This window comes from Pseudomonas solani (assembly GCF_026072635.1).
GTDB classification, from domain to species: Bacteria; Pseudomonadota; Gammaproteobacteria; order Pseudomonadales; family Pseudomonadaceae; genus Metapseudomonas; species Metapseudomonas solani.
Genome location: NZ_AP023081.1, coordinates 1,147,858 through 1,173,272, shown reverse-complemented (window position 1 = coordinate 1,173,272; position 25,415 = coordinate 1,147,858). Strand labels below are relative to the sequence as shown.

Here is a 25,415-nt window from a genome sequence, read left to right as displayed (position 1 = left end):
CCTTTGCCTGATGTCCGGACGCTTCGCCCTGTTTCGCTGGTCGCCCGCATTCGCCGCGTTGCCCGGTTTCCCCGCCGAGCAGCAGCCGCACTGGAACCTGGCGCCCGGTGCGCGGGTGCTGATGCTGCGCGGGCAAGCCGGCGAGCAGCGCCTGGACCTGGCCCGCTGGGGCCTTACCCCGGCCTGGCTCACCGATCTTTCAAAGACCCCCGCCCACGCCCGCGCCGAAACCCTTGTGGAACAGCCGATGTTCCGCGATGCCTTCCGCCAGCGCCGTTGCCTGATCCCGGCCAACGGCTTCTACGAGTGGCGCGGGGTGCGTAAGAGGCCCTACTGGGTCAGCGGCGAAACGTCGCTGCTGCACTTCGCCGCACTCTGGGAGCCCTTTCCGGTGGGCGATGCCGAATACCTCAGCCTGGCGATGATCACCCGCCCCGCCGCCGACCTGCGTCGGCCGCTGGTGCTGGACGAAGCCGGCCAGCAGCTTTGGCTGGGCGCGGACAGTGATCCGGAAGACCTGCGCGCGTTGCTCACCGCCGCCTCGCCACCCCTGCGCGAGCGGGCGCTGGCCACCCTGGTCAACGACCCCAAGCTGGATGGGCCGGAGTGCCTGACGCCGGCGTGATCGGATCTTCCCGGGCTGAAGCCCGGGCTACAGGGCTGAAGTCGCCCCTACAGGCGTGGTGGTGGGGAAGAGCCGGTGGGAGCGAATTCATTCGCGAATGAACCCGCCCCACGCACGGCTTGAAGCACTACACCCTGAACTGATTGATTAACCGGCGCTGCTGCTCGGCCAGCTTGGTCAGCTCGGCGCTGGCCTGGGAGGCTTCGTCGGCGCCGCCGGCCACTTCATTGGCCACCTGGCCGATGTTGGTGACGTTGCGGTTGATGTCCTCGGCCACCGCGCTCTGCTCCTCGGCGGCGCTGGCGATCTGGGTGTTCATGTCGTTGATCACCGACACCGCCTGGGTGATGGACTCCAGTGCATGGGCCGCCTCGCTGGCGGATTGCACGCTGGTGTCGGTCTTGTCCTGGCTGTCCTGCATCACCTTGACCACGTCGCGGGTGCCTTGCTGCAACTGCTGGATCATGGTCTGGATTTCTTCGGTGGCCTGCTGGGTCTTCTGCGCCAGGTTGCGCACCTCGTCCGCGACCACGGCGAAGCCGCGGCCCTGCTCGCCGGCGCGGGCGGCCTCGATCGCGGCATTCAGAGCCAGCAGGTTGGTCTGCTCGGCGATGCCACGGATGGCGACCAGGATGGCGTTGATGTTCTCGCTGTCCTTGGCCAGGTTCTGCACCACGCCCACGGCGCGGCTGATCTCGCCGGCCAGGGCGGTGATGGCCTCGGTGGTGCTCTGCACGATGCGCTTGCCGTGGTTGGCGGCCTGATCGGCATGGCTGGCGGCCTCGGCGGCGAGCGTGGCATTGCGCGCCACGTCCTGGGCGGTGGCGGTCATCTCGTGGACGGCGGTGGCCACCAGCTCGATCTCCGCCAGCTGTTTCTGCACGCCCTGGTTGGTGCGGATGGCGATGTCGGCGGTGTGCTCCGAGGAGTCGCTGACCTTCTGCACCGAGCTCACCACCTGGCTGATCATGGTCTGCAGCTTGGCGAGGAAGGTGTTGAAGCCGCTGGCGATGGAGCCCAGCTCGTCGGCGCGCTCGGAGTGCAGGCGGCGGGTGAGGTCGCCTTCGCCCTGAGCGATATCGTCGAGCATGGTCACCATCTGCCGCAGCGGGCTGGCGATGCCGAAGCCGACGAACCAGATCACCACCAGGCCGAGGGCGGCGATCAGCAGGCCGACCACCGACATGCCGAAGATGTCCTCGTCACGCTGGGTGGAAAGGTCGGCTTCCAGCTTGTGCAGGTCGGCCATCACGGTGTCCAGCGGCATGTTCAGGCTGAGGTACCAGACGGCGTCGGTGCTCGCCACCTTGAACGGCACCAGCAGCAGGATGCGGCCGTTGTCGCGATCGATCTCGTAGGCGGGCTGGTCGCCCTGGAGGGTGCGCAGGTTGTCCGCCACGGCGCTGCCCAGCACCCGGTCCGCCGGCTCGCCCAGCTTGCTGGCGTCGGCCGTGTAGGCCACCAGGCGCTTGTTGCTGGAGAGCAGGGCCATTTCACCCGCGCCGCCGTAGAGCTTCTGGTTGGCGCTGAGAAGCAACTGCTGGATGAAGTCGAGGGAGAGGTCGGCGCCGGCGATGCCGCGGAACTGGCCCTTGACCAGGATCGGCGCGTTGAAGGACGCCAGCATCACCATCTTGCCGCCCATGTCGTAGGGCGCCGGGTCGATCACGCAGGGGCGCTTGGTGTCGCGCGGGCAGAGGTAGTACTCGCCCTCGCGCACACCGGTGGGCAGCGGTTTGACGCTTTCCAGGGTATCGCCCAGCACGTCCATCACCAGCTTGCCGCTGGCGTCGCGGTACCACCAGGGGATGAAGCGACCGGCAGCGTTGTGCCCGGTCTGCCCGAGGAAGTTGGCGTCTTCGCCGAAGGCGTTGGGTTCCCAGCCGATGTAGGCGTCCAGCAGCTTGGGGTTGTTGGCGAGGATGTGGTGCAACAGGTTGATCATCTCCGGGCGGCTGCTGTCCATCGCCACGGCACCACTCTCGTCGGTTTCACCGGCCAGGGCGTTGGTCTGCGCCAGGCTGCTGGCCACGGTCATCGGGTAGGCCAGCTCGCGCTGGATGTCCGAGACCTGGGAGGCGGCGAGGCTGAGCAGGCGCTCGCTGATGATCTGCTCCAGCAGCGCCTGGGTTCGTGTCTGTACCAGCTCCTGGGTCCGGGCGCCGGCGAACAGCGCGTAGAGGACGAGGGCCACCACCACGGCGAGCACGCTGGCACCGGCCAGCGTCGCGACCGAAAACTGGATCGATCTGAATTTCATGGGAACTCCCGGAGTCTCAGGTACAGCCTTGGTCCATGACATATCGGCCGACAGTCGGCGAAGCATGAGCCTGCTTCACAAGAAAAGAACGCAAGTCGCTGGATGGCAAGGCCTCCGGTTGCTCCGGGGTGTGGCGCAGGCATAGAGTACGGCGCAGTTTTCACAGGAGAGTCACAGTGACGAAGTCTCACATCCTCGGCAGCCTCGCGCTGTCCCTGCTGCTGGCCGGATGCCAGGCAGTCAATACCACCAGCGGCGGCGCAGTCGGCGTCGAGCGCAAGCAGTACATGTTCAGCATGCTGTCCGAACAGCAGGTGAACCAGATGTACGCCCAGTCCTACCAGCAGACCCTGTCCGAGGCGTCGCAGCAGGGCGTGCTGGACAAGAACAGTGCCGATGCCAAGCGCGTCTCGGCCATCGCCAAGCGGCTGATCGCCCAGACCACGGTGTTCCGCCCCGATGCCGGCAGCTGGGCCTGGGAAGCCAACGTGATCGACAGCGAAGAGCTCAACGCCAACTGCGGCCCGGGCGGCAAGATCATCGTCTACAGCGGCCTGATCGATCAGCTCAAGCTCACCGACGACGAACTGGCGGCGGTGATGGGCCACGAGATCGCCCACGCCCTGCGCGAGCACGGCCGCGAGGCCATGTCCAAGGCCTACGGCGTGCAGATGGCCACCCAGCTCGGTTCCCTGCTGGGCGCCGGCGACCAGAGCCTGCAGATGGCCAACCAGGGTGTGGAATACCTGATGACCCTGCCCAACAGCCGTGGCAACGAGAACGAGGCGGACCTGATCGGCCTCGAGCTGTCCGCCCGTGCCGGCTACAACCCCAACGCCGCCATCACCCTGTGGCAGAAGATGAGCAAGGCCAGCGAAGGCGCGCCGCCGGAATTCATGAGCACCCACCCGTCTTCCAGCTCGCGTATTTCGTCCCTCCAGGCTGCCATTCCCAAGGTCATGCCGTTCTATCAGCAAGCCAAGGCCAAGTGAGGCTGGCGGCCCTGAAAAGGCTGTCCTAGGGTTTGTACGAAAAGTCGCCGAGCGACGGTCAGGCGAGGCGCAACGACCAACGGGAGTAACAGCCGGAGGCTGGCCCGAAGGGCGCGCGCCAGTCCGTAAAAATGGGTGAGGAAGCGGAGTTTACGAGCTGTAAATGAGCATTCCGAACCCGTTTTTAACGAAGCATCACCGAGCGCAGGCACTTTTCGTAAAGAGCCTGGACTGCTCGCCGCCACCGGCATGATGCAGGCGGCGAGCATTCGAGGTCTCCCGTGAAGATCGCAGTCCTTGGCGCCACCGGCCTGCTGGGCCATCACACCGCCCGCGCCATCCGCGCAGCGGGCCATGAGCTGGTGCTGATCCATCACCCCGCCTCGCGCATCGAGCGCCTGGGCTACCTCGACCCGGAATTGCATTCCGCAGAGCTCTTCGACCACTCGCAACTGAGCCGCGCACTGGCCGACCTGGACGGCGTGGTGTTCTGCTCCGACGACGCGCCCACCCGACACCGGCGCTGGCAGGATGCCGTGGCCAGCGCCCTCGACGAAACCAACCACTTCTACGCCGCCTGTCTTTCCGCCCATGTGCCGCGCATCCTCCATGTCGGTGCGTCGGTCGCGCTGCCGCGCCATCCCGACGGTGAGCGGGGGCACGAGGGGTTGTTCTACGACGAGATGCCGCGTTGGAAGAACCCCTACCTGCTGTGCAAATGGGCGCTGGACCGACAGGCCCGCGAGCAGGCCCGTGCCGGCCTGCCGGTGGTGATCGGCATTCCCGGCATGGCCCTGGGCGAGTTCGATGCCGGCCCTTCCAGCGGGCGCCTGATCACGGCCATCGCCAGTGGCGCCATGAGCCGCTACGTGGAGGGGCAACGCAATGTCATCGATGCCGGGGAGGCCGGGCGTGGACTGCTGCTGGCGCTGGAGAAGGGCCGTGCCGGAGAGCGCTACCTGATCACCGGGACCAACATCGAAATGGCCGAGCTGACCGCGCACATCGCCCGGCTGCTGGAGGTGGCTGCGCCCACGCCGATGCCATTGGCAGTCGCCCGGGGCATGGCGGCCCTGCAGCGCCTGCGCCAGCGCATGAGCGGCGAGGCGCTGAAAATCGACCCGACCAGCATCGCCGCCATGGCCGGCGGGCAGTTTCTCGATGGCGCCAAGGCTGCAGCCGAGCTGGGCTTCCAGGCGGAGGTGGCGCTGGACGACACCCTGCGCCGGGCCATCCGCTGGTTCGGTGAGAACGGGTATCTCTGAGGAAGGGCTCGTCAGGTGCGTCCCGGGCTGAAGCCCGGGCTACCCGTGGAGGGCTGATCAGGGCAAGGCTTTTTCCGCATAGGCGCGGTTGCTCAGGCCGAGCTGGGCGCGGAAGCTTTCCATGTCGAACATGGTGCAGATCTCCTGCACTTCGCCCCGGCTGTTGAAGGTCCAGAAGGCCATGGCGGAGATGCTGAGGATGCGGTCGCTGGGCGGGTAGCCGAGGGCCGGCTTGTGGATGCTGCCGATCAGGGTGCACCAGGTGAAGACATGGGCTTCCTCGGCGATGCACTCCTCCACCACCACTTCCAGGTCGGGCATGGCGTCGCGGATCTTCAGCACCATCTCGCGGTAGCCCTCGCCGTCCAGCGGGCCCGGCATGAACGAGCTCTTGTAGAGGAAGTCCTTGCTCTGCAGCTGCTCGGCGAGCGCCACGCGCCCCTTGTTCCAGGACAGGTCGATATGCTGGCGCGCCACGCGCTTGCGGTCGTCGGTCGACGTCATCTGCTTTCCTCCTCCCTGGTCGGGCCGGCAGTAGGGCGAGGAATCTACCAGTTGGCGCGGCGCTGCCATTGGCCGAAACGCCAGCGAACTGGCGTCAGGCCGGTGACGCGGTTCAGGCCGCGCCGAGGGTGAGCGCCTTGTACACGGCGTAGATGGCCAGGGCAGCGAAGGCCAGGGCGGCGAGGCGGCGGATCAGGGTCAGCGGCAGCTTATCGGCGGCGAAGTTGCCGGCCAGCACCACCGGCACGTTGGCCAGCAGCATGCCCAGGGTGGTACCCGCGACCACGAGGATGAAATGCGGGTACTGAGCGGCCAGCATCACGGTCGCGACCTGGGTCTTGTCACCCATCTCGGCGAGGAAGAAGGCGATGAGGGTGGTGAGAAAGGGGCCGTATTTCTTCAGGCCGGATTCCTCGTCGTCGTCCAGCTTGTCGGGCACCAGCGTCCACAGCGCCACGGCCACGAAGGAGGCGGCGAGGATCCAGCTCAGGGTGGCGGCGGAGAAGAAGCTGGCGACCCAGTTGCCCACGGCGCCGGCGGCGAAGTGGTTGGCCAGGGTGGCGGCGACGATGCCCCAGATGATCGGCCAGGGTTTGCGGAAGCGCGCGGCCAGGAGCAGGGCGAGCAATTGAGTCTTATCGCCGATTTCCGCCAGGGCAACGATCAGTGTGGGGACGAACAGGGATTCCAGCATCAGGGTTCCTACGGGGGCGGGTTCGACTAATCACCATGACACGTACAGCCTGCCCGCCCCGGGCCAGGTTGTTCGTGTCATAGGTCTTGTCAAACCGCTGGCCTGTCTAGGCAGGCTTGGGTCGCACGCGCCATGGTCTGTGGACCAAGTATGTTGACGCGTGCCTGGCGAGCAGGGCGCTCGCGGGAGACTACTCCCCTAGGACGGGGCGCATTTTGCACAAGGCGGGCGTGCCGGGCAAGCCCGCCGTTGCGCTGTTCGTCAGCTGTCGGTGGCGCGCACGTCCATCTCGGCGTAGCGCACGGTGCGGCTGCCGTTCTTCAGGCGGTAGCCGAACCAGATGGCGAGGAACAGCGGCAGGCTGATGTAAGTGGCGGCCAGCCCGGCCCAGTCGATGTGCTCGCCCACCAGGGCCTCGTAGTTCTGCCCGAGGGTGATCACCAGGCACAGGGCGAAGGCGAACAGCGGGCCGAAGGGGAACAGCTTGGCGCGATAGGGCAGGTCTTCCAGGCGCCCGCCCTGGAGCAGGTAGCCCTTGCGGAAGCGGTAGTGGGAGATGGCGATGCCCAGCCAGGCGATGAAGCCGCACATGCCCGAGGTGTTGAGCAGCCAGGTGTAGAGGGTCGACTCGCCGAAGGCCGCGGTGAAGAAGCACAGCGCGCCCACCAGGGTGGTGGCGTAGAGGGCGTTGCGCGGCACGCCGCTGGCGGAAACGCGGGCGAACAGGCGTGGCGCCTTGCCCTGGGTGGCGAGGGTGTAGAGCATGCGCGTGGAGGCGTACATCCCCGAGTTGCCGGCCGAGAGGATGGCCGTGAGGATCACCGCGTTCATCACCCCGGCGGCGGCGGCGAAGCCGGCGCGCTCGAACAGCAGGGTGAAGGGCGAGACGCTGATGTCGCTGGCGTCGTTCTGCAGCAGGCTCGGGTCGGTGTAGGGGATCAGCATGCCGATCACGAAGATCGCCAGGACGTAGAACATCAGGATGCGCCAGAACACCTGGCGGATGGCGATGGGGATGTTCTTGCGCGGGTTCTCCGACTCGCCGGCGGCGATGCCGATCAGCTCGGTGCCCTGGAAGGAGAAGCCGGCGATCATCGCCACCCCGACCATGGCCTGCAGTCCACCGACGAAGGGCGCGTCACCCTGGGTGAAGTGGCTGAAACCGGGGGATTCCATGCCGCTCATCACGCCGAAGATGGTGGCCAGGCCGATGATGATGAAGATCACCACCGTGACCACCTTGATCAGTGCGAACCAGAACTCGCTCTCGCCGAAGCCTTTCACCGAGATGACGTTGAGCAGGAACATCAGCGCCAGGAACAGCGCGCTCCAGTAGATGCCCGGTGTGTCGGGGAACCAGAAGCTCATGATCAGCTGCGCGGCCACCAGTTCGGCGGCGATGGTCACCGCCCAGTTGTACCAATAGTTCCAGCCCAGGGCGAAGCCGAAGCCATCGTCGACGAAACGGCTGCCATAGGTGCTGAACGAGCCGGAAACCGGCATGTGCGCGGCCATCTCGCCGAGGCTGGTCATGAGGAAGTAGACCATCACGCCGATCAGCGCGTAGGCCAGCAGGGCACCGCCCGGGCCGGCTGTGGCCACGGTGGCGCCGGAAGCGACGAACAGGCCGGTACCGATGGAGCCGCCGATGGCGATCATGTTCAGGTGGCGGGGCTTCAGCGAACGGTGCAGGCCGCTGCTGGCGGTGGGGGCGGCAGTGTCGAGGTCAGTCAAGAAAAACTCCAGGTGCCCGGTGCTTCGCCGGGCGTGTTGCGGCTATCGGGTGCCGCTCGAGTATGGATGGTGCGCGGGTGCCCGCCTTTCAGCGGCGGGCGCTGTAGATGCGGAAACCCTCCCCTTCGGCCAGGGTGCGGCAACCGCCGAGCGCCTGTTCGATCAGGGGTTGGTATTTGAGGAAGCTGTTGGCCACCAGGCGCAGTTCGCCGCCCACCAGCAGGTGGCGCACGGCCTCGCGCAGCAGCGTTTCGCTGGCCTGGTAGTCGGTGTGCACGCCCTGGTGGAAGGGTGGGTTGCTGACGATGGCCGAGAGCAGCTTGGGCGCGGCGTGGATGCCGTCACCGGCGATCACGTCTGCCTCCAGCCCGTTGGCGGCCAGGGTCAGCCGGCTGGCGGCGATGGCGAAGGCGTCGACATCCAGCATCACCAGCTGGCTCTGTGGATAACGTCGCTTGAGCGCCGCACCGAGCACCCCGGCGCCGCAGCCGAAATCCAGCACCTTGCCGGTGGGCAGCTTGGCCAGGTTGTCCAGCAGCAGGGCGCTGCCGCGATCCAGGCGGCCGTGGCTGAACACGCCGGGCAGGCTCACTACCTGCAGCGGGCCGTCGGCCAGGTCGAGGCTGTAGCGCTGGGCCAGGGCTTCGAGGTCCGGCACCGCCGGCGCCTGGTCCACCTGCACCTGCCAGAGCTGGCAGTGGCGGGCGCTGTCGAGCTTGCGCGGTTTGCCGAAGGGCTCCAACTGGCGGGCGGCACGTTCGATGCCCGCTCGCTTCTCGCCCACCAGGTACAGCGGCTTGCCGGGCAGGCGCGCGGCCAGGGCGGTGAGCAGGTAGTCGGTCAGCTCGCGGGATTTGGGCAGGAACAGCACGGCGGCTTCGAAGGGGGCTTCGGGCGCGTTGACGCTGAATTCGCAGCGCCCGGGGAAGCGCGCTTCCAGGGCGTTCTGCTCGCCGATGTGCCAGGTCCAGCCGCGTGCCTGGGGCAGTTCGCCCAGCAGGTCGTCGGCGGGAAGGCCCGCCAGAAGCAGCGGGCCAAGGAACAGGTCGGCCTGTCGGAGCAGTACTTCGCTGCGCGGGTCCATTGGGTAGATCCTGATAAAAACCGAGAATTTTATCAGAATCTTTTAGGCCTTAGCTGACCGTGCGGCGAGGCGTTCCCTTCAGCCAGGCATCCAGGTTCTCCGCCATCTGCACGACGATGCGCTGCCGCGCCTCACGGCTGCCCCAGGCGTTGTGCGGGGTGACGATCAGCCGCGGGATGTCCACGGCCAGCAGCGGGTTGCCGTCCTTCGGCGGCTCCTGGGTCAGCACGTCGGTGGCGGCACCGCCCAGGTGGCCGCTGCGCAGGGCGTCGGCCAGGGCGTGTTCGTTGACCAGGCCGCCACGCGCGGTGTTGACCAGGAAGGCGCCGGGCTTCATCAGCGCCAACTGCTCGGCGTCGATCAGGTTGCGGGTGTGCTCGTTGAGCGGGCAGTGCAGGGTCAGGGCGTCCACCTGGGGCAGCAGTGCAGCCAGGGGCAGGCGGTCTTCGCGAGGCGGCCGGCCGGGCAGGGCACCGAGCAGCACGCGCATGCCGAAGGCTTCGGCCAGGCGCGCCACGGCGCTGCCCAGTTCGCCATGGCCGAGCAGGCCGAGGGTCTTGCCCTCCAGTTCGACGATGGGGAAGTCCAGCAGGCAGAACTGGGTCGCCTTCTGCCAGTGGTCGTGGCGCACGGCTTCGCGGTAGTCGACGAAGCGGGTGGCCAGGTTGAGCAGCAGCATCAGGGTGTGCTGGGCCACGGACGGGGTGCCGTAGCCCTGGCAGTTGCACACGGTGATGCCACGGGCGCGGGCGGCGGCGAGGTCGATGTTGTTGGTGCCGGTGGCGCTGACCAGGACCAGCTTCAGCTCCGGCAGCTCGGCGATGGCGGCGGCATCGATGGTCACCTTGTTGCTGATGGCGACCTGGGCGCCGTGCAGGCGCTCGACGACATCGCGGTGGCCGGTCTGGTCGTGCAGCTGCAGGTCGGCGAAGTGCTGGCGCAGTGGCGTGAGATCGAGATCGCCGAGATCGAGGGAGGCGTGGTCGAGGAAGACCGCGCGGAGGCTGTTGGTCATCAGCTGTACCTTTTTCCGAGGCAGAGGTAGGCGTAAGGTTGCCAGCCTATCAGAGCCTTTCCCATTATTCGGAGGTCCCATGTACTGGGCGGAATTCCTCACCGTTGCCTTGATCCACCTGCTGGCCGTGGCCAGCCCCGGCCCGGATTTCGCCATCGTCGTGCGCGAAAGCGTTGCCCACGGTCGCCGCGCTGGCACTTGGACGGCCATAGGCGTGGGCACCGGCATTTTCGTCCACGTGGCCTATTCGCTGCTGGGCATCGGCTTGATCGTTTCCCAGTCCATCGTCGCCTTCAACGCCCTGAAGTGGCTGGCGGCGGCCTACCTGCTGTACATCGGTATCAAGGCACTGCGCGCCAAGCCGGCGGACCCGGTCGCCACCGAGGCCGACCTCACCGCCGCCGAGCGCAGCCCGCGCGGGGCCTTCGTTACCGGCTTCATCACCAATGGCCTGAACCCCAAGGCGACGCTGTTCTTCCTCTCGCTGTTCACCGTGGTCATCAACCCGCACACGCCGCTGACCATCCAGGCCGGCTACGGCCTCTACCTGGCTTGTGCCACGGCGATCTGGTTCTGCCTGGTGGCTTTGCTGTTCAGCCAGCAACGGGTGCGCAGCGGCTTCGCTCGCATGGGCCACTGGTTCGACCGGCTGATGGGTGCAGTGCTGGTGGGGCTGGGGGTCAAGCTGGCGTTCACTTCGATGAAGTGAGGGGCTGCACTCTGCAAAACCATCACCGCAACGCAGGGCACAGGTATACGTAGGATGGGTAGAGCTCCGCGAAACCCATCACGCCTTCTCCAGCGTCGCCAGCAAGCCCAGGCTGGCGACGTATTCCCTCGGATTTTCCCCCAGCAGGCGGCGGAACATGGCGCTGAAGGCGCGGCCGCTGCCGTAGCCCAGGTCGCTGGCGACCTTCTGCACACTGTGCCCGGCCAGCAGGCGCGGCAGGGCCTCGGTGAGGCGCAGCTGCTGGCGCCAGTCGTTGAAGTTCATGCCCAGCTCCTGGGCGAACAGGCGGGACAGGGTGCGGGTGCTGGCGCCCACCTGCAGGCTCCAGTCGTCGAGGGTACGGCTGCTGTCCGGCGTCTCCAGCAGGGCCAGGCAGATGGCCTGCAGGCGGCGGTCGCGGGGCATCGGCAGGTGCAGCGGCATGCGCTCCAGGGCGGCGATCTCTTGGAGGATCAGGCGTTGCACCAGGGTGCGGTGCTCGTCGTCGGCGTCGCGTGCCTCCAGCTCCACCAGACGCAGGATCAGCTCGCGCAACAGCGGCGGCACCGCCAGCACGCAGCAGGTATCCAGCGCTGGCGGCGCGGCCTCGGCGGCGATGAACAGGGTGCGCATCTGCACCTGCCCGGACATGAATATCTGGTGCTCGATGCCCGGTGGGATCCACACCGCGCGGGTCGGCGGAATGACCCAGGCGCCGGCTTCGGTAACCAGGCGCATCAGCCCCTGGGCGGCATAGAGGAACTGCGCCTGGTTGTGCAGGTGCAGGTCGACGTGGGCGTTGTCGGGATAGTCCAGGGCAACGGCGCCGATCCGGCCCAGCGGTAGGTGGTCGATGAACATGGCTGATCCGATGATCTTTTTGGCAGAAAGCTGTCGGTCGGCCAACCTAGCATGGCGGTCCACAACAACCAAACAGCAGCGAAACTGCCATGAACCGACCGCGTACCGTCATCCGTTTCATCAACGCCGCCCACATCATCGATCACATGTTCATGCTCATCTTCCCTGCCGCCGTGCTGGGCATGACCGCCACCTTCGGGCTGTCCTATGCCGAACTGATTGGCTTGTCCCTGGGCGGCTTCATCGCCTTCGGTGCCTGCTCGCTACCGGCCGGCTGGCTGGGAGACAAGTGGAGCCGCCGGCAGATGATGCTGGCGTTCTTCATCGGCATTGGCGCCGCCGCCATCTTCACCGGGCTGAGCAACAGCACGCCGATGCTGGTGCTGGGGCTGACACTGGTGGGGGTCTTCGCCGCCATCTATCACCCGGTGGGTACGGCGATGCTGGTGGCCCATGCGGAGAACCGTGGCCGCGAGATCGGCATCAATGGCATGTGGGGCAACCTGGGCGTGGCCTTCTCCGCGCTGCTGACGGGCTTTCTCACCGCCCATTTCGGCTGGCGCGCGGCCTTCATCCTGCCCGGGGCGCTGTCCGTGGCCATCGGCGTCTGGTTCGCCTTCTGCGTGCGGGATGAGGCAGCCCCCGTCGCGGCCGCCGGGGCGAAGCGCGGTGCCGGTACGGGGCAGGTGTCGATGCGCCTGGTGTTCGGCGTGCTGGCGCTGGTGACCGCCACCGGCGGGGTAATCTTCAACGCCTCGACCATGACCTACCCGAAGCTGTTCCAGGAGCGCCTGGTGGAGCTGTTCTCGTCGCCCGAGAGCCTGGGCATCGTGGTCAGCATCGCCTATGCCTTCGGCGCCGTGGCGCAGCTGCTGATGGGGCGGGTGCTGGACCGTTGCAGCCTGAAACTGCCCTTCGTGGTGATGACCCTGTGCCAGGGCCCGTTGCTGGTGGCGATGGCCTACGGCGATGGCTGGATGGTGATCGCCCTGGGCGCCGCCTTCATGTTCGCGGTGTTCGGCCAGGTGACGGTGAATGACGCGATGGTGGCCAACTTCGTCGCGCCGCAATGGCAGGCGCGGGTCTTTGCCCTGCGCTACTTCGTGTCCTTCGGCGCCAGTGCAGCGGCCATCCCGATGATCGCCTTCATCGAGCCGCGCCAGGGGTTGGTGGGGCTGTACCTCGTGCTGGCGGGCTTCGGCGTGGCGACCTTCGTCGCGGCGCTGGTGTTCCCGAAGACGCCGGCCCATGCGCCGAAGGCGGTGCCCGTCTGAGCGTGCCGGCATGAAGACTGAATGAAAAAGGGGCTCCCGGACCGTGGTCCGGGAGCCCCTTTGCGTTTCCCGAGGAGGCGCTTTACAGCAGCTCGACCGCCACGGCCGTGGCTTCGCCGCCGCCGATGCACAGCGAGGCGACACCGCGCTTGCCACCCTTGTTACGCAGGGCGTTGATCAGGGTGAGGATGATGCGCGAGCCGGTGGAACCGACCGGGTGGCCCTGGGCGCAGGCGCCGCCGTAGACGTTGACCTTGGCGTGGTCCAGGCCGTGTTCACGCATGGCGAGCATGGTGACCATGGCGAAGGCTTCGTTGATTTCGAACAGGTCCACATCGTCCTTGTTCCAGCCAGTCTTCTTGAACAGGTTGGTCATGGCGCCGATGGGGGCGAGGGTGAATTCGCTCGGGTCCTGGCTCTGGGTGGCGTGGGCGACGATCTTGGCCAGGGGCTTGAGGCCGCGGCGCTGGGCTTCCTCGGCGGTCATCAGCACCAGGGCGCTGGCGCCGTCGGAGATGGAGCTGGCGTTGGCGGCGGTGATGGTGCCGTCCTTGCGGAAGGCCGGGCGCAGGCCGGGGATCTTGTCGAGGTTGGCGGTCAGCGGCTGCTCGTCGTCCTTCACCAGGGTCTCACCCTTGCGGGTGGTGACGGTGACCGGGACGATCTCGGCGGCGAGGGCGCCCTCGGCGATGGCGGCCTGGGCACGCTTGAGGGACTCGATGGCGTAGGCGTCCATCTCCTCGCGGGTGACCTTGTAGGTGTCGGCGGTCTCCTGGGCGAAGGAGCCCATCAGGCGGCCGGTGCGGGCATCTTCCAGGCCGTCGAGGAACATGTGGTCCTTGATCTCGCCGTGGCCCATGCGCAGGCCGGTGCGGGCCTTCTCCAGCACGTAGGGGGCGTTGGACATGCTCTCCATGCCGCCGGCGACCATCACGCTGTTGCTGCCGGCCTTGAGCAGGTCGTGGGCCAGCATCACCGCCTTCATGCCGGAGCCGCACAGCTTGTTGATGGTGGTGCAGCCGGTGGCGGCGGGCAGGCCGGCGTTCAGCGAGGCCTGGCGGGCCGGGCCCTGCTTGAGACCGGCGGGCAGTACGCAGCCCATGATCACTTCCTGCACGTCGGCGGCGTCGATGCCGGCACGGGCCACCGCTTCGCGGATCGCCGCCGCGCCCAGGTCCACGGCGGAAACGCCGGAAAGGCTGCCCTGGAAACCGCCCATCGGGGTGCGGGCGCCGCTGACGATTACGATCTCAGACATCTTGTTCCTACCTCTTCGGGTGATGGGCCGAGACTGGCCGATGGGGCGGATTCTATCTCGTGACCGAAAGTGGCTAAAGGGTCACGTGCAAATCATTCTTTTGACTGATTTATGCCTGGACGCAGGGCCCTAGAGTGCGGAGAAATCAATAACTACATCCCTCGCGCGCAGGTGCATTTCCATGGTGCAGACCCGAATCATCAAACCGGCCGACAACGCCTACCAGTACCCCTTGCTGATCAAAGGCCTGCTGCTCTCCGGCAGCCGCTACGAGAAGACCCGGGAAATCGTCTACCGCGATCTGGTCCGCTACAACTACGCCACCTTCAACGAGCGCGTCGCGCGCCTGGCCAACCTGCTGACCGATGCCGGCGTAAAGGCGGGTGACACCGTGGCGGTGATGGACTGGGACAGCCACCGTTACCTGGAATGCATGTTCGCCATCCCGATGATCGGCGCGGTGCTGCACACCATCAACATCCGCCTGTCCCCGGACCAGATCCTCTACACCATGAACCACGCCGAGGACCGCTTCGTGCTGGTCAACAGCGAGTTCGTGCCGATCTACAAGGCCATCGAGGGCCAGCTGACCACGGTCGAGAAAACCCTCCTGCTGACCGACGCCGCCGACAAGAGCGCCGACCTGCCGAGCCTCGTCGGCGAATACGAAACCCTGATGGCCGCCGCCTCCACCCGCTACGACTTCCCCGACTTCGACGAGAACTCCCTCGCCACCACCTTCTATACGACCGGCACCACCGGCAACCCCAAGGGTGTGTACTTCACCCACCGCCAACTGGTGCTGCACACCATGGCCATGGCCAGCATGATGGGCTCGGTGCACAGCCCCAGCCTGATGGCCAACGACGACGTGTACATGCCCATCACCCCGATGTTCCACGTGCATGCCTGGGGCGTGCCCTACGTGGCCACCATGTTGGGGGTCAAGCAGGTCTACCCCGGGCGTTACGATCCGGAACTGCTGGTGGAGCTGTGGCGTCGCGAGAAGGTCACCTTCTCCCATTGCGTGCCGACCATCCTGCAGATGGTGATGAACGCCAAGGCCGCCCAGGGCGTGGATTTCAACGGCTGGAAGCTGATCATCGGCGGCAGTTCGCTGAATCGCTCGCTGTACGACGCCGCCAAGGCACGTGGCATCCATCTGACGGCGGCCTACGGCATGTCCGAGACCTGCCCGATGATTTCCTGCGCGCACATGAACGACGAGCTGCTGGCCGGCAGCGAAGACGAGCGCACCACCTACCGCATCAAGGCCGGTGTACCAGTGCCCCTGGTGGACGCGGCGATCATCGACGCCGAGGGCAAGTTCCTGCCGGCGGATGGCGAGTCCCAGGGCGAGCTGGTGCTGCGTTCGCCCTGGCTGACCCAGGGTTACTTCCGCGAACCGGAGAAGAGCCAGGAGCTGTGGGAGGGGGGCTGGCTGCACACCGGCGACGTCGCCACCATCGACGGCATGGGCTTCATCGATATCCGCGACCGCATCAAGGACGTGATCAAGACCGGCGGCGAATGGATCTCCTCCCTGGAGCTGGAAGACCTGGTCAGCCGCCACCCGGCAGTGCGCGAAGTGGCGGTGGTCGGGGTACCCGATCCGCAGTGGGGGGAGCGGCCTTTCGCCCTGCTGGTGCTGCGTGACGGCCAGGCCCTGGATGCCAAGACGCTGAAGGAGCACCTCAAGCCTTTCGTAGAGCAAGGTCACATCAATAAGTGGGCTATTCCCAGCCAGATCGCCGTTGTTACTGAAATTCCCAAGACCAGCGTCGGCAAGCTGGACAAGAAACGCATCCGCGTCGATATCGCCCAGTGGCAGGCCACGGGCAGCACCTTCCTCTCCGCTCTCTGAGCCGCTTCAGGCCGGGTCCCGCAAGGCCCGGCCTGTCTACCAAGCAAACGCTTGGCTTGTTATTTGCTGGCTCCGCGCCAGCTCACCCCGGCTTTACCAATCGCCAGATCGGGCTAGTCTGCAAACCTGCGAGCCAGAGTGCTCGCCGGACTGCAAATCACACTTTAGAGGGATCAAGCACTACTACCTCCTGGCTATAGTCCGCACCAATCCATAACAAAAAAACACACATGGAGTAGCGTCGATGACAACAAGAAAACCGTTCTGGCGCCTGGCACGACTGCCACTGGCCGTCAGCCTCGCATCCACTCTCGCCGCCCCGGCATTCGGCGTAACGTTCAATATCGGCGAGATCGAGGGGCAGTTCGATTCCTCGTTGTCGGTCGGTGCAAGCTGGTCCATGCGCGGTGCGGATGCGGACCTGATCGGCAAGAACAATGGTGGTGATGGCCTGTCGCAGACCTCCGATGACTCCCACCTGAACTTCAAGAAGGGCGAAACCTTCTCGAAGATCTTCAAGGGCATCCATGACCTCGAGCTGAAGTACGGTGATACCGGCGTCTTCGTCCGTGGCAAGTACTGGTACGACTTCGAACTGAAGGACGAAAGCCGCCTGTTCAAGGACATCGACGACCACAACCGCAAAGAGGCTGCCCAGTCCTCTGGCGCGCAGCTGCTCGACGCCTTCGTCTATCACAACTACGACATCGCAGATAAACCGGGCTCCGTGCGCTTGGGCAAGCAGGTCGTAAGTTGGGGTGAAAGTACCTTCATCCAGAACGGTATCAACGCGATCAACCCGGTGGACGTCTCCGCCTTCCGCCGCCCCGGTGCCGAGGTCAAGGAAGGTCTGATTCCGGTCAACATGTTCTATGTGTCGCAGAGCCTGACCGACAATCTTTCCGCCGAAGCCTTCTACCAACTGGAGTGGGACCAGACTGTCACTGACAACTGCGGCACCTTCTTCGCACAGCCGGACATCGTTGCCGATGGTTGCGATGGCAATCTTGCCGTTCTGACCCCTCCCTCTGCCCTGCAGCTAGCGACCATCAACGGGGGGATCGCAGGTTTGCCGGCTTTCCTCGGCGTTTCTCCTGTCACCGCTACCAGCGAGGGTGTAATCGTTCCCCGGGGCGGAGACCGCGATGCGCGTGATGGCGGCCAGTGGGGCACCGCGCTGCGCTACTTCTCCGAAGAGCTGGACACCGAGTTCGGCGCTTATTTCATGAACTACCACAGCCGTGCGCCGATTTTCAGCGCCACAGCTGCCGGCAGTGGCGTCTACACCGCCGCTCCAGGCTTTGGTGCCGCTGCTCCTCTGGTCGTGGCCGCCAACTCCAAGTACTTCATCGAGTACCCGGAAGACATTCGTCTCTATGGCCTGAGCTTCTCCACCACCCTGCCCACCGGCACTGCGTGGTCGGGTGAGGTCAGCTACCGTCCGAACGCTCCGGTACAGATCAACTCCACCGACGTCCTGTATGGCGGCGTCAAACTGCTGGGCGGCGCCTACGCCAACGCGTCGCTGCTCAACGGCCGGCCTGGCCAGGATCTTCACGGTTACAACCGCAAGGAGATCACCCAACTCCAGACCACCTTTACCCATTTCTTCGACCAGGTAATGGGTGCTGAGCGTCTGACGTTGGTCGGTGAAGTGGGCTTCACCCACGTGGGTGGACTTGAAAGCACCAGCAAGGTCCGTTATGGCCGTGACCCGATCTATGGTCCGGGTCCGCTGCCTCCGACTGCTCTGCTGGGCGGGAACACTTGCGCAGCACTGAACGGTGCCGGTGAAAACCAACGCAAATACTGCGAAGACGACGGCTTCGTGACCAGCAACTCTTGGGGTTACCGCGCACGTGCCATCTGGGATTACAACGACGCCTTCGCCGGTGTGAATCTGAAGCCGAACATCGCCTGGTCCCATGACGTCAATGGTTACGGCCCCAACGGTACCTTCACCGAAGGCGCCAAGGCCATCAGCCTGGGCCTGGATGCCGAGTACCAGAACACCTACACCGCCAGCCTGTCCTACACCGATTTCTTCGGTGGCGACTACAACACCCTGATCGATCGCGACTTCCTCGCGCTCAGCTTTGGCGTGAACTTCTAAGCGGCCCGGAACTAAGGAATCACCCATGAAAACAACAAAGAACCTGCTGCAAACCGGTGCGCTGGCGCTGTCCCTGCTGGCCACCGCCGTCATGGCGGCGGCCCCGGCCGACCAGGTGGCCAAGATCGGCACCACCCTGACCCCGCTGGGCGCCGAGAAGGCCGGCAATGCCGATGGCAGCATCCCCGAGTGGACCGGCGGCCTGCCGCAGAACGCCGGCCCGGTGGACGACAAGGGCTTCGTTTCCGATCCCTTCGCCAGTGAGCAACCGCTGTTCACCATCACCGCGCAGAACGTCGAGCAGTACAAGGACAAGCTGACCCCCGGCCAGTACGCGATGTTCAAGCGCTACCCGGAAACCTACAAGATGCCGGTGTTCACCACCCACCGTACGGCCACCGTACCGGCGAACGTGATCGCGGCAGCCAAGGAAAACGCGGCCAACACCAAGCTGGTGGAGGGCGGTAACGGTCTGGAGAACTTCAAGACCGCCAACCCCTTCCCGATTCCGCAGAACGGCCTGGAAGCGATCTGGAACCACATCACCCGCTACCGCGGTGGCAGCGTGCGCCGTCTGGTGACCCAGGCGACCCCGCAGCCCAACGGCTCCTACAGCCTGGTGTACTTCCAGGACGAGTTCACCTTCCGCGACAAGCTGAAGGACTACGACCCGAGCAAGCCGAGCAACGTGCTGTTCTACTTCAAGCAGCGCGTGACCGCTCCGTCGCGCCTGGCCGGTAACGTGCTGCTGGTGCACGAGACCCTCAACCAGGTGAAGGAACCGCGCCTGGCGTGGCTGTACAACGCCGGTCAGCGCCGCGTACGCCGCGCCCCGCAGGTGTCCTACGACGGCCCGGGTACCGCCGCCGATGGCCTGCGTACCTCCGACAACTTCGACATGTACAACGGTGCGCCGGACCGCTACGACTGGAAGCTGGAAGGCAAGAAGGAGATCTACATCCCCTACAACAGCTACCGCCTGGACTCGCCCAAGCTGAAGTACGCCGACATCATCAAGGCCGGCCACATCAACCAGGACCTGACCCGCTACGAGCTGCACCGCGTGTGGCATGTCGTCGCGACCCTCAAGTCCGGCGAGCGCCACATCTACGCCAAGCGTGACTTCTACATCGACGAAGACACCTGGCAAGCCGCCGCCATCGACCACTACGACGGCCGTGGCACCCTGTGGCGCGTAGCCGAGGCCCACTCGGAGTACTACTACGACAAGCAAGTACCCTGGTACGCCGTGGAAACCCTGTACGACCTGCTGTCCGGTCGCTACCTGGCCCTGGGCATGAAGAACGAGGAGAAACAATCCTACGACTTCAACTACAGCGCTTCGGAAAGCGACTACACCCCGGCCGCTCTGCGTCAGGCTGGCGTGCGTTGATCCTGTAATACCGCGTAAACAAGCCGGCCTTCGGGCCGGCTTTTTCTTGTCTGTACTTTCCCAAGGGACTACAAATGGGCGGACCGAAAGGCTAGGCTGCCTCAGCGCTCACGCCCCCGCGGCATAACCATTCCTAGAAGCCGGGTTGATGACCGATCTATCCAGTTCGCGTTCCTTCGCGCCCGCTGCCGTACCGGTAGCCGGCGAACGCTTTTTCCGCCCCCCGCTGCCGGCCGGGCACCTTTCGCGCCCGCGCCTGTGCGACCGCCTGGCCGCCGGCCTGGGCGGCCGCCTGCTGCTGGTCAGCGCCCCCGCCGGTTTCGGCAAGAGTTCCCTCGCCATCGAGTTCTGCGAAGGCCTGCCGGAGGGCTGGCAGGCGCTCTGGCTCGGGCTCGGGCGTCGTGACAACGACCCCGGGCGCTTCCTCGAACGCTTGCTGGAAGGGCTGCGCCAGTTCTTCCCAGGGATGGGCGAGGAGGCCATGGGCCTGCTGAAGATGCGCCAGCGCCACCAGCCCTTCGCCTTCGAGGAGTGGATCGACGGCCTGCTCGACGAGCTTGGCCAGCGCCTGGACCGCCAGCAGCCACTGTTGCTGGTGCTCGACGACTACCACCTGGCCCAGGGCGCGGTACTCGACCGCTGCCTGCAGTTCTTCCTCAACCACCTGCCGGAAGGCCTGGTGCTGCTGGTCACCAGCCGTCAGCGCCCCGACTGGCACCTGGCGCGCCTGCGCCTGTCGCGGCAACTGGTGGAACTCAACGAACACGACCTGCGCCTGACCGACGCCGAAAGCACCGCGTTGCTCCAGGCCCAGGGCGCGCGCCTGGATGGCGCCCACCTGGAGAACCTGCTGCAACGCAGCGAGGGCTGGGCCGCCGGCCTGCGCCTGTGGTTGCTGGCGAGCCAGGACGAAGGCGACGCCCATGCCCTGGCGCGCGGGCCCCACGGTGACGAGGGGCTGATCCGCGAATACCTGCTGGAAGAGGTGATCGACCGGCAGAGTGCCGAGGTGCAGGCCTTCCTTTATGAGACCGCCTGCCTCGACCGCTTCTGTGCCGAGCTGTGCGATGCGGTGCGTGACGGCCATGGCAGCGCCGGCATCCTCCAGCACCTGCAGGCCCACCAGGTGTTCCTGGTACCGCTGGACGAGCACGGCCACTGGTTCCGCTATCACCACCTGTTTTCCGATTTGCTGCGGGCCCGGCCGGCCCACGCGGCGACCATTCCCCAGGCCAGCCTGCACCTGCGCGCCTGCCGCTGGTTCAGTGCCCAGGGGCTGCTGGACGAAGCCATCGAACAGGCCCTGCGCGCCGGTCAGCCGGACGTCGCTGCCAGCCTGGTGCAGAACCTCTCCGAAGAACAACTGCTGGCCGAGCAGAACATCGCCATGCTGCTGCGCTGGAAGATGGACCTGCCCGATAGCCTGCTGGTCAGCACGCCGCGGCTGATCATGCTCTACAGCCTGGCCCTGGCCCTGGCTTGCCAACTGGACGCTGCCGAGGAGCTGGGCGCCCAGCTCGCACGCTTCCTGCCAGCCCCCAACGCCCAGGCGCAGCAGGGGCTGATCGCCCAGTGGCTGGCCTTGAGCGGGGTCATCGCCCGGGGCCGTGGCGATATCGTCCTGGCCGAGCGGCACTGCGCCGAGGCGCTGACCGCGCTGTCCCAGGAGCGCTATGGCCAGCGCCTGCTGTGCCTGTCCACCCTGGCCAACATCGCCGTCGCCCGGGGCGACCTGTGGCGTGCCCGGGGCCTCAATCGCGAGGCGCTGGAGTTGGCGCAACGGGTTGGCAACCCGCTGTTCGAAGCCCTGGCCCATTACGACCGCGCGCGGGTGTTGCAGGCCCGTGGCGAAATCCTTCGTGCGCTGGATGAGGTGCGCCAGGGCCAGGAGCGCCTGCGCGGCCTGCCGTCCCAGCGCTTCTATGCCGCCCGGGCGCGGCTGGCCATCTACGAGGGCTACCTGCTCTGCGTGCGCCTGCAACCCCAGGCGGCGCGCAGCCGCCTGCTGGCCGGGATCGCCGAGGCGCGTGCCTGCCGCGACATCAGCCTGCTGATCGGTTACAGCGTGCTGGCCAGCCTGGAAGGCCGTGAAGGGCGCCTGTCGGCGGCCTTCGCCCTGCTCGCCGAAGCGGAGCGGTTGATGCACATATGGGACGTGCCGCCGGTGTACTACCTGGCCATGGTCACCCTGGTGAAGTGCGAACTCTGGCTGGTGCAGGGGCAGGTCGAGTTGGCCTCGGCCTGGCTTTCGCGCCTGGCGGAAACCTACAGCGGCGAGCAGGCCGCCGCTGCCCCCGAATTCCATCCGCAGCTGCCGCTGCACATCGAATTGCAGCAGGCCGCCCTGGCCAGGATCGAAGGGCGCAGCGGCGAAGCCGAACGGCGTTTACGTGCGCTGGTGCAGCGGGCCAAGGAAAGTGGCGGCGCGCTCATGGCGCAAGTGGCACAGCTGCACCTGGCGCAATTGCTGCGTGTCGGAGGGCGCGACAAGGACGCTCTCGCATTGCTGGGCAGTGCCCTGGAATCCCTGCCCGGTGGCGCCTTGCTGCCCTTCCATGAGCTGTTGTCGCACCAAGGCCCCTGGCTGCGTGAGCAACTGCTGGTGCGCTCGGCCCCTGAGGCCGCGGCATTGCTGGCATTGTTGCCGGAAGCGCAAGCGCCGGCTGCCAGCGAGGCGCCACTGGCCGGGAGCGATGCGTTGAGTACGCGTGAGCTGGCGGTGCTGCAACTGATCGCCCAGGGCTGCTCCAACCAGGAAATCAGCGAGCGGCTGTTCATCTCCCTGCACACGGTCAAGACCCACGCCCGCCACATCAACGGCAAGCTCGGCGTGGAGCGGCGCACCCAGGCGGTGGCGCGGGCCAAGGCCCTCGGCCTGTTGCGCTGAGGGCTACTGCGGCGCAGCCGGTGCCGAGAGATCGAGCGCCGGCTTGGGCTTGCCGGCCGGCAGCGGTTGGGCCAGCTGTCGCTCCACATCCTGCTGGATGGCCGCCAGCATCGGCAGCAGGTCGGCCATGCTGCTGCGCACCTCCGCGTAGGGGTGCTTTTCCGCCAACTCGCCCACCCGAGCCATCAGTTGCGCGCGCACGTCGCTGCGCAGGTGGATGAACAGCTCGGGCATCTGCTTGCCCAGTTCGGCGGCGTAGAGCACCAGGTCCTCACGGTTGAACTGCTTGGTCAGCCCCAGGTAGTCCAGCGCGCTGGAGGTCAGCATCGCCGCCGCGTCCTTGGTTTCCTGCAGGCCCTGCAAGCGCACCGGCTTGCTCTGCTCGCTCTCCGACAGGGTCATCCAGAACTCCACCGTGAGGGTGAAGAGGATCGCCTGCTGGCGCATCGAATAGCTCATCAGCCCCAGGGCTTCGGCGCCGTAGGGCTGCTGCGCGGCCTTGAAGTCGAAGTACAGGCGCATCAGTTCCTTGAGGCGGAACAGCACCTCGCGCGCCTCGTTCTGGCGCAGCTCCAGGGGGGCGTAGATGTTCAGCTGCGGCTTGAAGTTCTCCTCGCTGATCATCCGCGTGTAGATGGGCCCGGTGAACTCGCCGCTGCGCCGGGGCAGGGCGTTGACCTGGGTGCGGTCGACCTTGTCCAGGGCATCGATCAATTGCTGGTAGTCGTGGCTGTTCCACGGGCGCTGGATGTCGGGAATCTTCTGCCCCAGGTAGAACAGTTCGGCGGCCGGGGCGGGCAGCGCCAGGACCAGCAAAAGGATGGCCAGCGGCCAGGGCAGGCGGCGTGATAGCTTCATCGACACGGAAGATTCCAGCGGGAAGGGGCGCGCCAAGAGTAACGGGGCGGTGGCGCCCCGTCACCCGCGCCTTGGTTGGGGTGAGGGTGATGGACGAGAGCGAGCGCGGGGCGATCTTCGCGGTATTCGAAGACCTCGGTGGCTACGGTGCAGTGGCGCGCCAGCAGGCCGAGGCGGAAGGCCCGCTGGTGGGGCACCTGCTGCGTACCAACATCCAGTTGGCGGCCATCCCGGTGTTCGCCCGCAAGGGCATCGGCGAGACCACGGTGAATGACCTGCTGGAAGCGGCCCAGGTCTCGCGGCGCACCTTCTACAAGCACTTCTCCAACAAGATGGATGTGCTGGAAAGCATCTACCAGACCGCCGTGGTGCTGCTGCTCAATCGCTTCCGTGGCATGCGCGCCGCCGCTGGCAGCGACGAAGCCTGGCTGCGCGACATGGTGCGCTGCTTCTTCGACTATCACCTGGCCGTGGGGCCCATCATCCGCCTGATGCAGGAAGAGGCCATGCGCACCGACTCGCCCCTGGCCGCCCACCGTCAGCGCGCCCACCTGGAGATGGCCGCGCTGCTCGCTGAACGCCTCCAGGCCACCGGCCAGGTGGTGGACCCGCTGACCTTCCGCGCGCTGATCTGGGCCCTGGAGGCGGCGTCCATGGACCTGCTCGGCGGTGCCGCCAGCCGCCAGCGCATCGAGCACGCCCGCGCGGTACTGGGCGACCTGCTGATCGCCGCCCTGCGTCCACGCTCTACCTAGGTTGGGGCGCATGGCCAGCAACCCCGTGATCTGATAAGGGCCTCGACAATAACAATCACGAGGTGCCTGCATGTCCGCTACCAGTCTGCCGATGTCGCCGCCGCTCGCGGCCGGCTTTTCCCGCCTGGGCTTCGGCTCCCTGCCACTGGATCGCCTCAAGGCGCGCTACGCCAGCGCCGACAGCGGCTCGCGCTTCATCGAGCTGGACGGCTTCAACGTCCACTATCGTGACGAAGGCAGCCGCGACAAGCCGGTGCTGGTGATGATTCACGGCGTGGTTGCCTCCCTGCACACCTGGGACGACTGGGTACCGGCCTTCGCCCCGCACTACCGCATCATCCGCTTCGACGTGCCCGGCTTCGGCCTTACCGGCCCCAAGCGCAGCGGTGACTATTCCGGCGAGCGGATGATCCGCATCTTCGGCCTGCTGCTGGACCACCTGCGCATCGACAAGGTCTCCATCGCCGGCAACTCCCTGGGTGGCTACATCGCCTGGAACTTCGCCCTGGCCCAGCCCGCGCGCGTCGAGAAGCTGGTGCTGATCGACCCGGCCGGCTACCAGATGCGCAAGGTGCCCTGGATGATCGCCTCTGCCGCGCTGCCCGGCTCCACCGTGGCCATGCCCATGTGGATGCCGCGCGCACTCATCGCCCAGGGCATCAAGGAAGTCTACGGCGAGCCCGGGCGCATCAAGTCCGGCGTGGTGGACCGCTACTACGACCTGAGCCGCCGCCCGGGCAACCGCCGCGCGATGATGGAAATCTTCCGCGTGCTGCTCAAGGTCAACAAGGACGAGCTGGAAGGCACCGGCCAGCGCGTCGCCGCCATCAAGGCCCCGACCCTGCTGATGTGGGGCGAGCGCGACCGCTGGATCTCGCCCAAGCACGTGCCGCTGTGGAAGCGCGACCTGCCGGGCATCCAGGTGCGCACCTACCCCGGCGTGGGGCACATCCCCATGGAAGAGATTCCCGAGCAGACGGCAGCGGATGCGCTGCGCTTCCTGCAGGGCTGATGCCCGCTAGCTAAGGCTCGACCGAGCGCTGCTCCCGGCTGTGGATAACTTCCCGGTGAGCAGCGTTTTTGCGTGGGCGCAGAATCGCAGGATGGGGTGGGGTGGCATGGGGTGGGCGGGGAGGGCGTTGGTGGGCGTAGGCCCACCGTTCTTTTGGCAGTTCGTTCGGAGGGTTTTCGCGAGCAGAGCTCGCTCCTACGGGTGGGACACTCCTGCGCGGAGCTCGAAGCCCCGTCGTAGGGTGTGCTGCGCGCACCG

The 25,415-nt window shown here is 66.3% G+C and carries 20 protein-coding genes, 1 pseudogene and 1 riboswitch; of the genes and pseudogenes, 11 read left to right on the top strand and 10 right to left on the bottom strand.

Annotated elements, in window-relative coordinates:
- The first annotated feature begins 10 nt into the window (after positions 1 to 10).
- On the top strand, positions 11 to 625 hold the full coding sequence (locus tag PSm6_RS05485) for an SOS response-associated peptidase (RefSeq protein WP_021222268.1): 615 nt from the start codon (positions 11 to 13) through the stop codon (positions 623 to 625).
- Positions 626 to 752: 127 nt separating this feature from the next.
- Here the strand turns inward: PSm6_RS05485 and PSm6_RS30410 are convergent, their stop codons facing one another.
- Complete coding sequence (locus PSm6_RS30410; protein WP_371877108.1) at positions 753 to 1,595, bottom strand: methyl-accepting chemotaxis protein; 843 nt, start codon at positions 1,593 to 1,595, stop codon at positions 753 to 755.
- A 15-nt stretch (positions 1,596 to 1,610) separates the two neighbouring features.
- A pseudogene (locus PSm6_RS30405) lies at positions 1,611 to 1,811 on the bottom strand (HAMP domain-containing protein); the annotation flags it as partial.
- A gap of 1,250 nt (positions 1,812 to 3,061) precedes the next feature.
- On the opposite strand from PSm6_RS30405, the gene PSm6_RS05475 reads away from it, so the two are divergent.
- Both PSm6_RS05475 and PSm6_RS05470 read left to right on the top strand, forming a co-directional pair.
- Entirely contained in the window at positions 3,062 to 3,877 is an 816-nt protein-coding gene (locus PSm6_RS05475; protein WP_021222270.1) for a M48 family metallopeptidase, read from the top strand.
- Positions 3,878 to 4,158: 281 nt separating this feature from the next.
- The gene (locus PSm6_RS05470; RefSeq protein WP_265169713.1) at positions 4,159 to 5,142 is read left to right on the top strand and encodes an NAD-dependent epimerase/dehydratase family protein; all 984 of its coding nucleotides are present in this window, start codon (positions 4,159 to 4,161) and stop codon (positions 5,140 to 5,142) included.
- Between the two features lie 57 nt (positions 5,143 to 5,199).
- Here the strand turns inward: PSm6_RS05470 and PSm6_RS05465 are convergent, their stop codons facing one another.
- The 5 genes from PSm6_RS05465 to PSm6_RS05445 all read right to left on the bottom strand — a co-directional run bounded on the left by PSm6_RS05465 (position 5,200) and on the right by PSm6_RS05445 (position 10,173).
- The gene (locus PSm6_RS05465) at positions 5,200 to 5,646 is read right to left on the bottom strand and encodes a ketosteroid isomerase-related protein (protein ID WP_021222272.1); all 447 of its coding nucleotides are present in this window, start codon (positions 5,644 to 5,646) and stop codon (positions 5,200 to 5,202) included.
- A 112-nt stretch (positions 5,647 to 5,758) separates the two neighbouring features.
- On the bottom strand, positions 5,759 to 6,337 hold the full coding sequence (locus PSm6_RS05460; RefSeq protein WP_031288843.1) for a TMEM165/GDT1 family protein: 579 nt from the start codon (positions 6,335 to 6,337) through the stop codon (positions 5,759 to 5,761).
- Positions 6,338 to 6,431: 94 nt separating this feature from the next.
- Positions 6,432 to 6,551, bottom strand: a riboswitch (yybP-ykoY riboswitch).
- A 50-nt stretch (positions 6,552 to 6,601) separates the two neighbouring features.
- A complete protein-coding gene (locus tag PSm6_RS05455) occupies positions 6,602 to 8,074 on the bottom strand; it encodes an amino acid permease (RefSeq protein ID WP_081711651.1) in 1,473 nt (490 codons plus the stop codon).
- Positions 8,075 to 8,162: 88 nt separating this feature from the next.
- On the bottom strand, positions 8,163 to 9,158 hold the full coding sequence (locus PSm6_RS05450; RefSeq protein WP_043246536.1) for a methyltransferase: 996 nt from the start codon (positions 9,156 to 9,158) through the stop codon (positions 8,163 to 8,165).
- A gap of 49 nt (positions 9,159 to 9,207) precedes the next feature.
- On the bottom strand, positions 9,208 to 10,173 hold the full coding sequence (locus tag PSm6_RS05445; RefSeq protein WP_043246533.1) for a 2-hydroxyacid dehydrogenase: 966 nt from the start codon (positions 10,171 to 10,173) through the stop codon (positions 9,208 to 9,210).
- A 79-nt stretch (positions 10,174 to 10,252) separates the two neighbouring features.
- On the opposite strand from PSm6_RS05445, the gene PSm6_RS05440 reads away from it, so the two are divergent.
- Complete coding sequence (locus tag PSm6_RS05440) at positions 10,253 to 10,882, top strand: LysE family translocator (protein ID WP_263402670.1); 630 nt, start codon at positions 10,253 to 10,255, stop codon at positions 10,880 to 10,882.
- Between the two features lie 78 nt (positions 10,883 to 10,960).
- On the opposite strand, the gene PSm6_RS05435 is transcribed toward PSm6_RS05440, so the two are convergent.
- A complete protein-coding gene (locus tag PSm6_RS05435) occupies positions 10,961 to 11,743 on the bottom strand; it encodes an AraC family transcriptional regulator (RefSeq protein ID WP_265169712.1) in 783 nt (260 codons plus the stop codon).
- A gap of 89 nt (positions 11,744 to 11,832) precedes the next feature.
- On the opposite strand from PSm6_RS05435, the gene PSm6_RS05430 reads away from it, so the two are divergent.
- The gene (locus PSm6_RS05430) at positions 11,833 to 13,017 is read left to right on the top strand and encodes an MFS transporter (protein ID WP_265169711.1); all 1,185 of its coding nucleotides are present in this window, start codon (positions 11,833 to 11,835) and stop codon (positions 13,015 to 13,017) included.
- Between the two features lie 82 nt (positions 13,018 to 13,099).
- On the opposite strand, the gene PSm6_RS05425 is transcribed toward PSm6_RS05430, so the two are convergent.
- Positions 13,100 to 14,275, bottom strand: coding sequence for an acetyl-CoA C-acyltransferase (locus PSm6_RS05425; RefSeq protein ID WP_265169710.1), 1,176 nt, complete (start codon positions 14,273 to 14,275; stop codon positions 13,100 to 13,102).
- 181 nt (positions 14,276 to 14,456) lie between these two features.
- Between PSm6_RS05425 and PSm6_RS05420 the strand changes: the two genes are divergently transcribed.
- From PSm6_RS05420 to PSm6_RS05405, 4 genes are all read left to right on the top strand, one after another.
- A complete protein-coding gene (locus PSm6_RS05420) occupies positions 14,457 to 16,139 on the top strand; it encodes a fatty acid--CoA ligase (protein WP_265169709.1) in 1,683 nt (560 codons plus the stop codon).
- A 244-nt stretch (positions 16,140 to 16,383) separates the two neighbouring features.
- Positions 16,384 to 18,252, top strand: a complete 1,869-nt coding sequence (locus tag PSm6_RS05415) for a DUF1302 domain-containing protein (RefSeq protein WP_265169708.1) — start codon at positions 16,384 to 16,386, stop codon at positions 18,250 to 18,252.
- Positions 18,253 to 18,277: 25 nt separating this feature from the next.
- Positions 18,278 to 19,645: a DUF1329 domain-containing protein gene (locus PSm6_RS05410; protein WP_021222283.1), complete on the top strand. Its 1,368-nt coding sequence runs from the start codon at positions 18,278 to 18,280 to the stop codon at positions 19,643 to 19,645.
- A 148-nt stretch (positions 19,646 to 19,793) separates the two neighbouring features.
- Positions 19,794 to 22,532, top strand: coding sequence for a winged helix-turn-helix domain-containing protein (locus PSm6_RS05405; RefSeq protein WP_265169707.1), 2,739 nt, complete (start codon positions 19,794 to 19,796; stop codon positions 22,530 to 22,532).
- Between the two features lie 3 nt (positions 22,533 to 22,535).
- On the opposite strand, the gene PSm6_RS05400 is transcribed toward PSm6_RS05405, so the two are convergent.
- Positions 22,536 to 23,390, bottom strand: coding sequence for a hypothetical protein (locus PSm6_RS05400; protein ID WP_043239871.1), 855 nt, complete (start codon positions 23,388 to 23,390; stop codon positions 22,536 to 22,538).
- Between the two features lie 89 nt (positions 23,391 to 23,479).
- Here PSm6_RS05400 and PSm6_RS05395 point away from each other — a divergent pair, with 89 nt between their 5' ends.
- The gene (locus PSm6_RS05395) at positions 23,480 to 24,145 is read left to right on the top strand and encodes a TetR/AcrR family transcriptional regulator (RefSeq protein ID WP_021222286.1); all 666 of its coding nucleotides are present in this window, start codon (positions 23,480 to 23,482) and stop codon (positions 24,143 to 24,145) included.
- Between the two features lie 70 nt (positions 24,146 to 24,215).
- A complete protein-coding gene (locus PSm6_RS05390) occupies positions 24,216 to 25,157 on the top strand; it encodes an alpha/beta fold hydrolase (RefSeq protein ID WP_021222287.1) in 942 nt (313 codons plus the stop codon).
- Positions 25,158 to 25,415: the final 258 nt, after the last annotated feature.

Coding starts and splice junctions, on each gene's coding strand:
- PSm6_RS05440 (WP_263402670.1), top strand. CDS start 10,253: ATGTACTGGGCGGAATTCCTCACCGTTGCCTTGATCCACCTGCTGGCC.
- PSm6_RS05395 (WP_021222286.1), top strand. CDS start 23,480: ATGGACGAGAGCGAGCGCGGGGCGATCTTCGCGGTATTCGAAGACCTC.
- PSm6_RS30410 (WP_371877108.1), bottom strand. CDS start 1,595: ATGATCAGCCAGGTGGTGAGCTCGGTGCAGAAGGTCAGCGACTCCTCG.
- PSm6_RS05425 (WP_265169710.1), bottom strand. CDS start 14,275: ATGTCTGAGATCGTAATCGTCAGCGGCGCCCGCACCCCGATGGGCGGT.
- PSm6_RS05430 (WP_265169711.1), top strand. CDS start 11,833: ATGAACCGACCGCGTACCGTCATCCGTTTCATCAACGCCGCCCACATC.
- PSm6_RS05400 (WP_043239871.1), bottom strand. CDS start 23,390: ATGAAGCTATCACGCCGCCTGCCCTGGCCGCTGGCCATCCTTTTGCTG.
- PSm6_RS05445 (WP_043246533.1), bottom strand. CDS start 10,173: ATGACCAACAGCCTCCGCGCGGTCTTCCTCGACCACGCCTCCCTCGAT.
- PSm6_RS05415 (WP_265169708.1), top strand. CDS start 16,384: ATGACAACAAGAAAACCGTTCTGGCGCCTGGCACGACTGCCACTGGCC.
- PSm6_RS05465 (WP_021222272.1), bottom strand. CDS start 5,646: ATGACGTCGACCGACGACCGCAAGCGCGTGGCGCGCCAGCATATCGAC.
- PSm6_RS05435 (WP_265169712.1), bottom strand. CDS start 11,743: ATGTTCATCGACCACCTACCGCTGGGCCGGATCGGCGCCGTTGCCCTG.
- PSm6_RS05450 (WP_043246536.1), bottom strand. CDS start 9,158: ATGGACCCGCGCAGCGAAGTACTGCTCCGACAGGCCGACCTGTTCCTT.
- PSm6_RS05420 (WP_265169709.1), top strand. CDS start 14,457: ATGGTGCAGACCCGAATCATCAAACCGGCCGACAACGCCTACCAGTAC.
- PSm6_RS05390 (WP_021222287.1), top strand. CDS start 24,216: ATGTCCGCTACCAGTCTGCCGATGTCGCCGCCGCTCGCGGCCGGCTTT.
- PSm6_RS05410 (WP_021222283.1), top strand. CDS start 18,278: ATGAAAACAACAAAGAACCTGCTGCAAACCGGTGCGCTGGCGCTGTCC.
- PSm6_RS05485 (WP_021222268.1), top strand. CDS start 11: ATGTCCGGACGCTTCGCCCTGTTTCGCTGGTCGCCCGCATTCGCCGCG.
- PSm6_RS05405 (WP_265169707.1), top strand. CDS start 19,794: ATGACCGATCTATCCAGTTCGCGTTCCTTCGCGCCCGCTGCCGTACCG.